The 13,138-nt window shown below is 66.0% G+C and carries 14 protein-coding genes; 3 read left to right on the top strand and 11 right to left on the bottom strand.

From position 1 onward, the window contains the following. Positions 1-155: 155 nt before the first annotated feature. Positions 156-818 (top strand): alpha/beta hydrolase, encoded by a 663-nt coding sequence (locus CFE28_01220; GenBank protein OYU71491.1) that lies wholly within the window; start codon positions 156-158, stop codon positions 816-818. Here CFE28_01220 and CFE28_01215 read toward each other — a convergent pair. The 9 genes from CFE28_01215 to CFE28_01175 all read right to left on the bottom strand — a co-directional run bounded on the left by CFE28_01215 (position 815) and on the right by CFE28_01175 (position 9,522). After that, complete coding sequence (locus CFE28_01215; GenBank protein ID OYU68738.1) at positions 815-2,059, bottom strand: aspartate aminotransferase family protein; 1,245 nt, start codon at positions 2,057-2,059, stop codon at positions 815-817. The genes CFE28_01220 and CFE28_01215 overlap by 4 nt on opposite strands. Before the next feature lie 472 nt (positions 2,060-2,531). Beyond that, a complete protein-coding gene (locus CFE28_01210) occupies positions 2,532-3,170 on the bottom strand; it encodes a hypothetical protein (protein ID OYU68737.1) in 639 nt (212 codons plus the stop codon). A gap of 81 nt (positions 3,171-3,251) precedes the next feature. Continuing rightward, a complete protein-coding gene (locus CFE28_01205) occupies positions 3,252-3,524 on the bottom strand; it encodes a hypothetical protein (GenBank protein ID OYU68736.1) in 273 nt (90 codons plus the stop codon). A 95-nt stretch (positions 3,525-3,619) separates the two neighbouring features. Next, on the bottom strand, positions 3,620-4,516 hold the full coding sequence (locus tag CFE28_01200) for a chromosome partitioning protein ParB (GenBank protein OYU68735.1): 897 nt from the start codon (positions 4,514-4,516) through the stop codon (positions 3,620-3,622). A gap of 14 nt (positions 4,517-4,530) precedes the next feature. Continuing rightward, positions 4,531-5,322, bottom strand: coding sequence for a chromosome partitioning protein ParA (locus CFE28_01195; GenBank protein OYU71489.1), 792 nt, complete (start codon positions 5,320-5,322; stop codon positions 4,531-4,533). Positions 5,323-5,338: 16 nt separating this feature from the next. Then, complete coding sequence (gene rsmG, locus CFE28_01190) at positions 5,339-5,992, bottom strand: 16S rRNA (guanine(527)-N(7))-methyltransferase RsmG (protein OYU71490.1); 654 nt, start codon at positions 5,990-5,992, stop codon at positions 5,339-5,341. A 1-nt stretch (position 5,993) separates the two neighbouring features. Then, positions 5,994-7,886 (bottom strand): tRNA uridine-5-carboxymethylaminomethyl(34) synthesis enzyme MnmG, encoded by a 1,893-nt coding sequence (locus CFE28_01185; protein OYU68734.1) that lies wholly within the window; start codon positions 7,884-7,886, stop codon positions 5,994-5,996. Between the two features lie 50 nt (positions 7,887-7,936). Next, complete coding sequence (locus CFE28_01180) at positions 7,937-9,274, bottom strand: tRNA uridine-5-carboxymethylaminomethyl(34) synthesis GTPase MnmE (protein OYU68733.1); 1,338 nt, start codon at positions 9,272-9,274, stop codon at positions 7,937-7,939. After that, entirely contained in the window at positions 9,271-9,522 is a 252-nt protein-coding gene (locus CFE28_01175) for a hypothetical protein (protein ID OYU68732.1), read from the bottom strand. The genes CFE28_01180 and CFE28_01175 overlap by 4 nt, the downstream gene beginning before the upstream one ends. A 99-nt stretch (positions 9,523-9,621) precedes the next feature. Between CFE28_01175 and CFE28_01170 the strand changes: the two genes are divergently transcribed. Continuing rightward, positions 9,622-10,593: a quinone oxidoreductase gene (locus CFE28_01170; GenBank protein ID OYU68731.1), complete on the top strand. Its 972-nt coding sequence runs from the start codon at positions 9,622-9,624 to the stop codon at positions 10,591-10,593. A gap of 43 nt (positions 10,594-10,636) precedes the next feature. Here CFE28_01170 and CFE28_01165 read toward each other — a convergent pair whose 3' ends face one another. Further along, positions 10,637-12,037: a transcription termination factor Rho gene (locus tag CFE28_01165; GenBank protein OYU71488.1), complete on the bottom strand. Its 1,401-nt coding sequence runs from the start codon at positions 12,035-12,037 to the stop codon at positions 10,637-10,639. A 332-nt stretch (positions 12,038-12,369) separates the two neighbouring features. Here CFE28_01165 and CFE28_01160 point away from each other — a divergent pair, with 332 nt between their 5' ends. Beyond that, positions 12,370-12,564, top strand: a complete 195-nt coding sequence (locus CFE28_01160; protein OYU68730.1) for a hypothetical protein — start codon at positions 12,370-12,372, stop codon at positions 12,562-12,564. A 119-nt stretch (positions 12,565-12,683) separates the two neighbouring features. Here CFE28_01160 and CFE28_01155 read toward each other — a convergent pair whose 3' ends face one another. Then, positions 12,684-13,136 (bottom strand): hypothetical protein, encoded by a 453-nt coding sequence (locus CFE28_01155; protein ID OYU71487.1) that lies wholly within the window; start codon positions 13,134-13,136, stop codon positions 12,684-12,686. Positions 13,137-13,138: the final 2 nt, after the last annotated feature.

Below are 13,138 nucleotides of genomic sequence, written 5' to 3'. Positions count from 1 at the left end.
TTTCATTGCAGCCAGCCTTGACCACGCCCTTATCTGTGCCGAACCCGGGCTCCGGAGACAACAGCTTGCCCCACACCTTCACCGCCCCCGACGGCGCCCGCCTGGTCTGGCATGAGCTGGGCCAGGGTCGCCCGGTCCTCCTGCTGCATGGCTTCATGTCCAGCGCCGAGGGCAACTGGTTCGCCCCGGGCATAGCCAGACGCCTCGCAGACGCCGGTTTCCGGGTCATCGCCCCCGACTGCCGGGGTCATGGCGCCTCCGACGCCCCCACAGACCCCGCCGCCTGGCCCGCCGACATCATGACGGCCGATGTCCTGGCCCTGATCGCCCATCTGGGCCTGACCGACTATGACCTGGCCGGCTATTCCATGGGCGGCCGCACCGCCGCCCGGGTCATGGTCCGGGGCGCCCGGCCCCGGCGCTGCGTCATCGGCGGCATGGGGGATTTCGGGATCATGGAGGCCGGCCCCAGGGCTGCGGCCTTCGAAGACGCCCTGCGCCACGGGGAAGCCGCCACCGATCCGGTCATGGGCAAGGCCATAGCCAGGCGGGTTGCCGCCCTGAACCTCAACCGCGAAGCCCTGCTGGGGGTGCTGGCCGCCTTCGCACCGACCACCCGCGAAGAGCTGGCCGCCATCCCCGTCCCCACCCTGGCCATTCTGGGCCTGGCCGACCACGACAATGGCTCGGTGGAGGGCCTGGCCGACATCATGCCCGCCTGCACCCCCCTGCGCCTGCCCGGCGATCACGCAGGTCTGGTGGGAACCGCCGCCTTCGCCGAGGCGCTGACGGGGTTTCTGGTCAATGGCAGGGTCTAGGCTTCCAGACCTGAAATGAGGCCCAGCAGGGGCTCGATCTCGAGGTTGGGGTTGGCGGCGACATTGCGGAACCAGGGTTCGCCCTCAATCCGCGTCCGGGAAGACATCCCCGCCGGGAGCTGATCCGCAACGGCCTCAAACCGGTCGGGATTTCGCGGCCGCCAGACGACGACGCCGGTCACCGGCTGGCAGAGCAGTTCCAGGGCGGAATTGGCCTCCACCGCTGCGGCGAAGCGTCCGGCCTTTTCCATGGCGTCCCCGAGGCGGCTTTCCAGCCCCTGCCTGCCGAAGGCCAGCAGGCTGGCCGCCAGGTTTCCGGCCGCCGTCACCCCGTGGGACCCCAGCAGGCCCACATTGGGCCGGGCCAGATAGGCGCCGCCAAAGGACAGGGCCTCATGGGCCCTTTCCGCCTGCCGGAACAGGACCAGGGCCGATTCCTTGGGCTGGAACAGCCATTTGTGGGCCGACACCGCCACGGAGTCCGCACCTTCAATGCCGTCAAGCACCCCGGCCCAACGTTTCGTCAGCCTCAGGGGGCCAGCCCAGGCCGCATCCACGTGGGTCCAGGCAGCCCGGCCCGTCAGAGACAGGTCGTCAAGGGCGCCGGTGGAGGTATGGCCTGCGGTCAGGACCAGGGCGGCGTCTGACAGATCCTGCGGCAGGGCGTCGGTCAGGATCCGGCCCAGACGGTCGCAAGGAAGGGGTTCGAAGGCCAACCCCAGAAGGTCCGCGGCCTTGGGAATGGAAACATGGGCCGCGGCGCTGGCCAGAACCCGGCGGACGCCCTTCAGCTTGCGCGCCGCCCAGAGGGCCGTGATGTTGGCGGGGGTGGACCCGGGAGTCATGTGCCCGCCGCCCATGCCGAAGGCTGGCGCCAGCCAGGCGATCACCTGGGCCTCGAGGTCGATTCCCGCCGGGGCCGTGGCGGGATGCAGGAGGTTCTGGTTCCTCGACGCCGCCCACAGCGAGGTCACCCAGCTCACCGCCGGCGTCGGCGGATCCATGTGGGCGAAGGCCGCGCCATGACCGAGGTCGCTCGCCTGATGCAGCAGGAGGTCGGCCATCAGGCCAAGAATGTCCGACGTCTCCCAGGGCGCGTCCGGGATGGCGGTCGGCAGGGACCGGCCGGAGGGATCGCGCCGGGATTCCAGGGCCGCCAGGGCCTGGGCCAGAAGGGCGGGATCAGCCGAAAATGCGGGATCGGTCACGGGACTGGCCTGTTGGCTTGTGGAGAGGGCGATATCAACGCCCGTCTGACCCCCGTCAAGGAAGCTTCACCATGCCCCTTCGGGACCCGCTCATGCCGGGGGAGCTGATCTGGCTGGTGGAGTTTGAGTAACAGCGCAATTGACACCCTGCCCTGGTCACCCCGGCGGAGGCCGGGGTCCAGTTCCCAGGTCACGACGCCTCCGGGAGGCCCGAGGCGCTGCCTTTCCGGCCGCCACAATGGATGAAACTGGATCCCGCCTCCGCCGGGATGACCGGCCCTGGAAACCGCCAACCCCAACGAAAAAACGCCCGGACACTGGAGAATGTCCGGGCGCAAAGTCAGCTCTCATGCCACGGCCGGGAGGGGATCAAGTCCGGCCGGGTATCCATCCGCTCTCGCAGACGTCATACGTTGTATTAATGCCACGACGCCCAAAAATGTCAATGGAAAAGCGTTATGATCTTGCGTGTGACGCAATTGTCACATTCCGGCGAGGGTGAACCCTAGCGCGCCTGTCCCGGCCGCACGGCGCGGGGGTTTTTCAGGACGAAGAGGCCCGGCGCCAGACCCGAGGTCGGGGAAAAACCCGAAAGCTGGATATGGGTGGTCTGGCCCTGGGCGTCGGCCACAGTCCAGCCGATCAGGGCGACGGGCTCGCTGGAAAAGGTCAGGCTGATACTGCCCTCCGCCGTCCGGCCGCCATCCCTGGCGGTGATGGTGAAGCTGTCGGCCGCCCGGCGCACCTCGGTGATCAGGATCCCCCGGTCCAGGCGGATCTGTCGGGCCAGGAACAGGGACAGGGGCGTAGCCATCAGGGGATAGCTGTCAAAGGTCTTCAGCTGGGCGTTGGCCACCGAGACATTGGCCCCGTCGGCCACCACCAGCATGCCGGATGGCGGGTCATAGGCGAACCGGGCCCGGCCCGGGCGCTTCAGATAGACATCGCCCCGGGTCATATTGCCCCGGGCGTCAGTCTGGACGAACCGGCCGCTGGCCTCCTTCAACCCCTGCAGATAGGCCGCCGCCTTGTCCACAAAGGCCTGGTCCTCTGCGGTAAGCACGGCGGCGCGGGCGGCATGGACTGAAGACGCCAGAAACGGCGTCACGGCCAGGGCCAGGGCAAGGGATCGACGGGTCAGCATGGCTTTCCTTCTCAGACCGGGGACGCCTGGCGCCCCCCTTGACCGTCGACTTGCGTCTCTGGCGCGGGGGGCGGGTCATTTCTAGCGCGGCTTGGGGGTCACGTAACCGTCAGCATTGGCGATACCAAGGCGAACTTCGCGAATGGCTTCATCCACATGCTTCAGGGCGAGAACGCGATGGCCGCCCTTGTTGGTGGTCGCCATGGCCAGCTCGGCCCGCACATTCTGCAGGTCAGCAAGGGCGGTCCGCATGTGTGGCTGGTCAATCTCCGCGACCGCGTAACCGGCGCAGGCACTCAGGGCGGCAGCGGTCAGGGCGATGGCGAGGGTGGAAAACGTCCGGGGCAGGGTCATGGGCTGGGTTTCCTTTCGGGGAGGGATCAGCGAGCGGGCTTGCTCCCTGACCAACCACAGATAGAAAAGCTCCGATGAACCGGGGATGACCGGGCTCAGGGCCGGTTCAGCCGGCGGCAGATTTCGTCAAGCTGTTCCAGGGTCTGGTAGCTGATCCTCACCTCTCCAGCGCCCTCACGGTCGAGGACGCTGACATCAAGACCCAGCACGTCGGACAGATCGTTTTCCAGAGCGGTGATGTCGGCCGAAGCCCCGGGCGCGGCCCTGGTCTTGCCCGGTTTGACGATGGACGGCATCTCGGTCTTGCGGACCAGGGCCTCGGTGGCCCGGACCGACAGTCCCTGGGCCAGGACCTGTTCGGAGAGGGCGGAGATCTTGGTGAAATCGTGGGCGCCCAGCAGGGCCCGGCCGTGACCGGCGCTGAGGCGGCCGGCCAGTATGTGCTCACGCACCTCGCCGGGCAGGTTGATCAGGCGCACGGCGTTGGCCACATGGACCCGGCTCTTGCCCACAGCCTCGGCCACCTCGCCGTGGGTGCGGCCCAGGCCGTCGATCAGCTGGTGATAGGCCATGGCTTCTTCGATGGCGTTGAGGTCGGAACGCTGGACGTTCTCGACAATGGCCACTTCCATGACCTCCACATCGCCCAGATCCCGGACAATGGCCGGCAGGACATGGAGCCCGGCCTTCTGGGCCGCCCGCCAGCGGCGCTCCCCAGCGACGATCTGGAAATGGCCGTCCATGTCCTTGAGGGGCCGCACCAGAATGGGCTGCAGCACGCCGGTCCTGCGCAGGGAGGCCGCCAGTTCTTCCAGTTCGGCCTCGTCGAAGCGGAACCGGGGCTGGTCATCCTTGCGGTGGATCAGTTCGATGGGGATTTCCCGCAGGCCCGCCGGCGCAGGGCCGCCCTGGGCCAATGCCTGAGCCGGGGCCTCTTCAGAGTCGCCCAGAAGGGCCGAGAGTCCCCGGCCAAGTCCGCGTTTTTCAGCCATTTTCCTGAAATTCCCTAGGCCAGGGCCCTGGCGCGACGATCCCGTTCGCGGCTCACGACTTCCTTGGCGAGTTTGATGTAGGCCTGACTGCCCGCGCAGTGCATGTCGTAGACCAGAGCCGGCATGCCGAAGGACGGCGCCTCGGACACCCGCACATTGCGCGGAATGACGGTCTTGTAGACGGTCTCGCCGAAATGGGTCCGCACATCCCCCGACACCTGCTCGGACAGCCGGTTGCGGCGATCATACATGGTCAGGACAATGCCCTGGATCTCCAGGTCGGGATTGAGGCTGCCCCGCACCAGGTCCACAGTCCGCATCAGCTGGCTCAGGCCCTCCAGGGCGAAGAACTCGCACTGCAGGGGCACCAGGACCGCATCGGCCGCCGCCATGGCATTGACCGTCAGCAGGTTCAGGGAGGGCGGGCAGTCGATCAGCACATAGCTGTAACCGGCTGAACTCCTTAGGGGGTTGATGGCGTCCTTAAGCTTGTAGGACCGGCGGGAATCCTGACCCAGCTCCAGCTCGACGCCCGAAAGATCAGGGTCGGCGGCGATCAGGTCCAGACCCGGCAATGTGGTGGGTATGACCGCATCCGTGATCGGAGTGTCGCCCATCAGCACGTCATAGAGGGTGACCTTGCGCTGGGCATGGCCGACGCCCAGCCCCGTGGACGCATTGCCCTGGGGGTCGGAATCGATCAGCAGGACCTTCTCGCCCACCGCCGCCAGGGCTGTGCCCAGGTTGATGGCCGTGGTGGTCTTGCCCACCCCGCCCTTCTGGTTGGCGACAACCAGAACCCTCAGCGCCCGAGACTTCGTACTAACGACCACGACCCAGCCTTTTCACACACACGATGCGACCACGATCGTCGCTCAGACTTTTCAGGACTTCAGCGTCGAAATCCCAAGATCTAGATGCTTCCGTCAGATCAGACGCAACATCTTGTCCCTTGAGGAAAAGCGCCGTGGCCCCCCTCTGAAAGTAGGGCCGGGAATACCCAAGCAACCTGGACAGGGGCGCGCAAGCCCGGGCAGTGACGATATCCACAGCCAAGGACAAGTCTTCCGCACGAGAATTGTGAACCGTCGCCGGCAGGTCCAGGGCGGTGACCACCTCGGTCAGGAACCGGCAGCGTTTGGTCAGGCTTTCCACCAGATGCACGTGATAACCTGGACGGCTTTTTCCGAGGATCGCCAGTACGATGCCCGGCAATCCTGCACCGGTTCCGAGGTCGGCCCAGGTCAGGGCGTCGGGGGCGAAACGCAGGATCTGGGCGCTGTCCCAGGCGTGACGGTTCCAGAAAACCTCGAGGGTCTTGGGTCCCACCAGGTTCATCCGCTGATTCCAGTCGGCCAGGTATGACCGGTAGCGCTCCAGATCGGCGATCTCGGTAGGGCTTGCGCCAGTGGCCCGGGCGAAGCTTTCCGCGTCGTCCACGTGAAACATCAGGTCGGGCGGGGTTTCGTCAGTCATTTCAGGCGGCATGACGGCGAACATGAGCCAGTAGGGCCGTCAGGGCGCCGGGGGTCACACCCTCGATCCGGGCAGCCTGGCCCAGGGTGGTCGGCATGACCGTACTAAGCTTTTCCCGGACCTCGTTGGAGAGGGCGCCAATGGCCCCATAGTCCAGGTCGGCGGGCAGGCGCAGGTTCTCGTCCTTGCGGAAGGCCGCGGCGTCCACCGCCTGGCGGTCCATATAGCCGCTATAGGCCGCGTCGATCTCCACCTGCTCGCGGACATCCGCCCGCCAGGCGCCGATCTGCGGCCAGATCCGCGCCAGATCCTCAAAACTGATGGTAGGATAGGCCAGGAGCTGGGTCAGGTTGCGGCGCTGGCCGTCAGCCCGAACCGGCAGACCGGCCTTTTCCGCCTCATTGGGGGTCAGGGTCAGGGCCGCCGCCTCGGCGCGGGCCCCAGCCAGGGCGTCGGACTTGGCCCGGTGGGATGTTTCACGTGAAACACGCACACAGCCAAGCGCCAGACCCAGGTCGGTCAGGCGCTGATCGGCATTGTCGGCCCGCAGGCTGAGGCGGAACTCGGCCCGGCTGGTGAACATCCGATAGGGCTCGGTCACCCCCCGGGTCACCAGGTCGTCAATCATCACGCCGATATAGGCCTGATCCCGGCCAAACACTGCAGGCGCTGAGCCGGCCGCCGCCCGTGCGGCATTGAGGCCGGCCGCCAGACCCTGGGCCGCCGCCTCCTCATAGCCCGTGGTGCCGTTGATCTGGCCGGCCAGATAGAGGCCGCGCAGGCGCTTGACCTCCAGGGTGGGGTCCAGCTCCCGGGGGTCCACATAATCGTATTCGATGGCGTAGCCGTATTTCCGGACCTGCACAGCCTCCAGGCCGGGAATGGTCCGCAGGAAAAGGTCCTGGGTTTCGGCCGAAACCGAGGTGGAAACCCCGTTGGGATAGACCGTGTCGTCGTCCAGACCTTCCGGCTCCAGAAAGATCTGGTGGCTGCTCTTGTCGGCGAACCGGACCACCTTGTCCTCGATGGACGGGCAATAGCGGGGCCCCCGACCGCTGATCCGGCCCCCATAGACCGCAGACTCCGTCAGCCGGGCGGCGATGATGGCGTGGGTTTCGGCCGTGGTGTGGGTAATGCCGCAGGCGATCTGCGGCACGGTGATGCTGGGGGTCAGGAAGGAAAACGGGATGGGCTCGGCGTCCGCCGCCTGCATTTCCAGCCGGTCCCAGGCAATGGTCCTGCCGTCCAGCCGGGCCGGGGTGCCGGTCTTCAGTCTCCCCATGGAGAGGCCCAGGCTGTAAAGACGGTCTGAAAGGCCGATGGCGGGCGCCTCGCCCACACGACCGGCGGGGATCCGCTCCTCCCCCAGATGGATGATGCCTTTGAGGAAGGTGCCCGTGGTCAGGACCACCCGGCCCGTCGAATAGACGTCGCCCCTGGCGCCGACCACGCCCTGAAGGACGCCATCGGTCACCACCAGATCCTCCACCGCATCGGCAATGATGGTCAGGTTTGGGGTTGCGGCCAGTTCGGCCTGCATGGCCTGGCGATAGAGCTTGCGGTCAATCTGTGACCGGGGACCGCGCACCGCCGCGCCCTTGGAGCGGTTCAGCATGCGGAACTGGATGCCGGACTGGTCAGCCAGGCGGCCCATGACCCCATCCAGGGCGTCGATTTCCCGCACCAGATGGCCCTTGCCCAGGCCGCCAATGGCCGGGTTGCAGCTCATCTCGCCGATGGTTTCCAGCTTGTGGGTCAGCAGCAGGGTGCGCGCGCCAAAGCGGGCTGACGCCGCAGCCGCTTCGCAGCCCGCATGGCCGCCGCCGATGATGATGACATCCCAACTGGTCACGGAGTTGTCCTGAGTCTTCCGGGGGCGGTGGCTATAGCGCAGCTGGGGGGGTGTTTCACGTGAAACATGCAGTCGCCCCGTCGGGACGGCGTCTATTTTCCGATGCAGAAGCTGGAAAACACCCGATCCAGGACATCCTCCGGGTGGATTGCGCCGGTAATACGGTCCAGGGCCCTGGCCGCCAGACGGACATCCTCGGCCGCCAGCTCCGGCGCCTCGGTCTGTTCCAGGGCGCTGATCAACCGGTCGTGGGCGTCCTGCAGCAGGAGCGAATGACGTAACCGGGTCGCCGTGGGCGGGCTGCCAGAGCCCAGCTGCTCCACCACCCGGCCGGTAAGAGCCTCCATCAACACACCGAGATCCTCAGCCCGGTGCGCACTGACCCGATGGACCTCCAGCGCAAAGGCCTGGGCCTCCTGCAGGGCGGCGCCTGTCTGCCCCCCCGCCGGCAGGTCAGCCTTGTTGATCAGACAGATGTCCCCTGCCCTCACCCCATCAGGGGCCGGCAGTCCATGCTCCAGGGACCCGTCAACCACCCAGATCCGCAGATCGGCGTCAGCCGCCCAGGCCCTGGCCCGGCGCACACCTTCGGCCTCAATCTCATCGAGGGTATCACGAAGCCCCGCCGTGTCGGCCACCACCACCTTGTAGCCGCCAAGGACCAGCTGGACCTCGATGATGTCCCGGGTTGTCCCCGGCGTCGCTGTGACGATGGCGGCGTCACGACCCGCCAGGGCGTTCAGAAGCGTACTCTTGCCGGCATTGGGCGCGCCGATCAGGGCGATGCGATAACCCTCGCGGACCGCCACCCCCCGCCGGGCGTCGACCAGGGCGTGGCCTACCTGCTCCACCAGCCGTTCGAGGCCCGGTCGGGACCGATCGGCCACGTCAGCTGGCACCTCCTCGTCGGGGAAATCCACCGCAGCTTCAAGCTGGGCCAGGATCTCCACCAGCTCTTCCCGCCATTGCAGGTGAACCCGGCCAAGGGCGCCCCCCAGCTGGGACAGGGCCTGACGCCTCTGGCCTTCGGTTTCGGCGTCGATCAAATCGGCTACGGCCTCGGCCTGGGCCAGGTCCAGCTTGCCGTTCTCAAAGGCCCGGCGGGTGAAGGCGCCCGGCTCGGCAGGCTCCAGACCCAGGTCCAGTAGGGCCTGGGCCAGGGCGTCGACCACAGCGACACCGCCATGCACGTGAAACTCTGCGCTATCCTCGCCGGTATAGCTGGCCGGGCCAGGCAGCCAGAGCACCAGGGCGCTGTCGATCTCAGCGCCCTTGGGGTCTTTGAGGGTCCTCACCGAGGCCCGCCTTGGCTTGGGACAGCTACCCGCCAGAGCCGTCAAAGCCCTGTGGGCGTCAGGGCCCGAGACCCGGACCACCGCCACAGCCCCCCGCCCGGGAGCGGTGGCCAGGGCAAAAATCGTCGGGGTCATTTGGGACGGGTCGCGCTCATCCCGATGTCGACCGCCTGGGTCATCAGCTTGCGGAACTGCTCCTGGGCGCCGGCGCCGAATGCGCTCCAGCTCTTGATCAGTTCGTCGGGGGACAGCCGGGCCATGTTCTCGGTCATCCGGGCCTGCATCTCATCGACCATCTTCTCATTGAGACCAGAGACATCCGGCAGGCCCAGAAAGGTCCGGGCCTCTTCCGGCGTACAGTCGATTTCGATCGTCATCTTCATGGCGGCGTTCCCTGTAATCCCGATTCCGTTATGACGGGGGTTGGCGGACCTAGGCTAGACCCTATTCTCCGCCACAGGAATTTTAGGAGGACGAACACCATGCGCGCCATTCAGATCGAAACCATGGGCGGCCCCGACGTCCTGAAGCTCGTCGACCTGCCCAAGCCCTCCCCCAGACCCGGTGAGATCCTGGTGGCCCAGGCGGCCATAGGGGTCAATTTCATCGACACCTATCACCGTACAGGCCTCTATCCGATCAAGCTGCCCTCGGGCCTCGGCATGGAAGGCGCCGGCACGGTCGAGGCCATCGGCGAGGGCGTGACCCGGTTCAAGGCCGGCGACCGGGTGGCCTATGCCTCGGGGCCCATCGGCGCCTATTCCGAGTTTCACGTGGTTTCGGCCGAGCGGGCCGTGGCGGTTCCGGCCGGTGTCGAACTGACCACCGCAGCCGCTGCCCTGCTGAAGGGCATGACCGCAGAATTCCTCCTGCGCCGCTGCTATCCCCTGAAGGCCGGACAATTCGCCCTGATCCATGCGGCCGCCGGAGGCGTCGGCCAGATCATGGTCCAGTGGGCCAAGGCCATTGGCGCTGAGGTCATCGCGACGGTGGGCTCCGAAGCCAAGGCCGACATCGCCAGGTCCCTGGGGGCCGACCATGTCATCCTCTATGACACCCAGGACGTCGCCGCCGAGGTCCGGAAGATCACAGGCGGGGTCGGTGTCCCGGTGGCCTATGACTCGGTGGGCGCCTCGACCTTCGAGGGCACCCTTGGCAGCCTGGCCCCGCGCGGCCTGTTCGTCAGCTATGGAAACGCCTCAGGACCGGCGCCTGCAGTGGAACCCGGTCGCCTGTCGCGGATGGGGTCGCTCTACCTGACACGCCCGACCCTGTTTGACTATGTGGCCACCACAGCCGACCTGGACGAAAGCGCCGGCGCCCTGTTCGAGATGATCGGATCGGGGAAGGTGAAGATCGATATCGGCCAGACCTTCAGCCTGGCGGACGCCCAGAAGGCCCATGAGGCCCTGGAATCCCGCAGGACCACCGGCGCCAGCCTGCTGATCCCGTAGAAAGGGGGGGTGTTTCACGTGAAACACCCCTGCTTTCAAAGACTTAGGTATTCATCGACTGGAAGAACTCGTCATTGTTCTTCGAGGACTTCAGCTTGTCGAGCAGGAACTCGATAGCGTCCTGGGCGCCCATGGGGCCAAGGATCCGCCGCAGGATATAGGTCTTCTGCAGGTGTTCCTTCGGCGTGATGAGCTCTTCCTTCCGGGTGCCCGACTTGATGACGTCGATGGCGGGATAGACCCGCTTGTCGGCGACCTTGCGGTCCAGGATGATTTCCGAGTTACCCGTGCCCTTGAACTCTTCGAAGATGACTTCGTCCATCCGGCTGCCGGTGTCGATCAGGGCGGTGGCGATGATGGTCAGGGACCCGCCTTCCTCGATGTTACGCGCGGCGCCGAAGAAGCGCTTGGGGCGCTGCAGGGCGTTGGCGTCAACACCGCCGGTCAGGACCTTGCCCGAGGAAGGCACCACGGTGTTGTAGGCCCGACCCAGACGGGTGACGGAGTCCAGCAGGATGACCACGTCGCGCTTGTGCTCAACCAGGCGCTTGGCCTTTTCGATGACCATTTCAGCCACCTGGACGTGGCGGGTCGCCGGCTCGTCGAAGGTCGAGGAGACCACCTCGCCCCGCACGGTGCGGCGCATGTCGGTCACTTCTTCCGGACGCTCATCGATCAGCAGGACGATCAGATAGATTTCCGGGTGGTTGGTCTCGATGGACTTGGCGATGTTCTGCAGCATGACCGTCTTGCCGACCCGCGGCGGCGCGGTGATCAGGCAGCGCTGGCCCTTGCCGAGGGGGGCGACAATGTCGATCACCCGGCCCGAGCGGTCCTTCAGGGTCGGATCATCGATTTCCATCTTCAGCCGCTCATCGGGATAGAGCGGGGTCAGGTTGTCGAAGAGGACCTTGTGCCGGACATTTTCCGGGTTCTCGAAATTGGTCAGGTCCACCTTGACCAGGGCGAAATAGCGCTCGCCTTCCCGGGGGGCGCGGACGGCGCCGTCCACGGTGTCGCCGGTGCGCAGGCCGAACTTCCGGATCTGTGAGGGGCTGACATAGATGTCGTCGGGGCCGGGCAGGTAGTTGGCTTCCGGCGAGCGCAGGAAGCCGAAGCCGTCCTGCACCACTTCCAGTGTGCCTGAGCCCGAGATTTCCACGCCCTCTTCGGCCAGGACCTTGAGGATCGCAAACATCATGTCCTGCTTGCGCATGGAGTTGGCGTTTTCGATTTCCAGGGTCTCGGCGAAGGCCAGCAGGTCGGCGGGCGACTTGTCCTTCAGTTCCTGCAGGGACATCCGGGTCAGGCCCATGGCGGCGATGGCGGCCGAGACCTCGGAGGGTTCGTCGTCGTCCCCTTCCATGGCGGCGTCATCCACCTGATTTTCGATCGCAGGCTCAATCATCGTTTCCACGACTTCGCCGGCGTTTTCGTCTTCCATCATATTTTCTCTTGGATACAGGCCCGCAAGCACGAGGCGAATCCTCGTGGCGGGACGATTGAAACGGTCTTGGACGACAATCAGTGTGGCGTCCGGGTGTTCTGGGGCCGGACTGCAGCTGGCTCGGTCTTGAGCGCGCGGTCCGGAAAAGAGGCGGGGTACGCCGCAGGGCGACGTATGGATCATGCGAAACCATATGCCGGCCCTTGCGTCAAGCTTCCCACGTCAGGACCCGGCGGCATGGTGAACGGGCTTTAGCCCTAAGTCCTAACAGCGCCTTAAGGCAGCAGGGCTATACGGGGCCGATCAAAGGAACCAGAGAGGAGCACCCCATGTCCATGAGCCTATCTGCTGCAGGCCCCTCCTATGGCGCGCCGAGCCTGACCCCCACGGTCGATGAAATCCTGGCGCAGAACGCCAAGGTCGCGGCCGAGGTCGCTCCGGAAGAGGTCGGTTCGGTCGACCCCGCCCAGGCTCCGGTGTCTTCGGACCCGGCGCTGGGAAACAATCTGGACATCAGCGTCTGAAGAACCCCACCACCGCAACCGGCCGACTCGTCCCCCAAGTCCGGCTGGCCCGGTGATCTGAAAAGGCTCTGGCTCCCAAGGACCCAGGGCCTTTTTTTCGTTCCGGCAAACCCGGAGGGCTAGCCCCCGAATTCCGTAGTCACGGCCAGGACCATGATGATGGCGGCGATGAAGGGCAGTTCGTTGGTGGCCCGCCAGAATTTCGAGCTGCGGGTATTGGTTCCGGCCACGAACTTCTTGCGGGCAGCCCCCAGGAAGTGGTGCCAGCCGATCAGGAAGACCACACCGCAGAGCTTTGTGATCATCCAGGGCTTGGCCAGATAGCCCCAGCCGCCACGGATCTGGGTGGCGTCAATCCACATCAGGGCCAGGCCAAAGACCAGGGCCAGGACCATGGCCGGACCCATGATGATCCGGTAGAGCTTGAGCTCCATGGTCTGGAAGGTCTTGTCCATCTCCGAGCCCGCCGCCACCTCGGTGTGGTAGGCGAACAGCCTGGGCAGGTACATGATCCCCGCCATCCAGGCGATGACCGCAATGATGTGCAGGCCGCGCATCAGGTCGTAATTCATGG

It is taken from the genome of Alphaproteobacteria bacterium PA2 (assembly GCA_002256425.1).
Taxonomy (GTDB): Bacteria; Pseudomonadota; Alphaproteobacteria; order Caulobacterales; family Caulobacteraceae; genus Phenylobacterium.
This window is presented reverse-complemented; position numbering and strand designations above follow the sequence as displayed.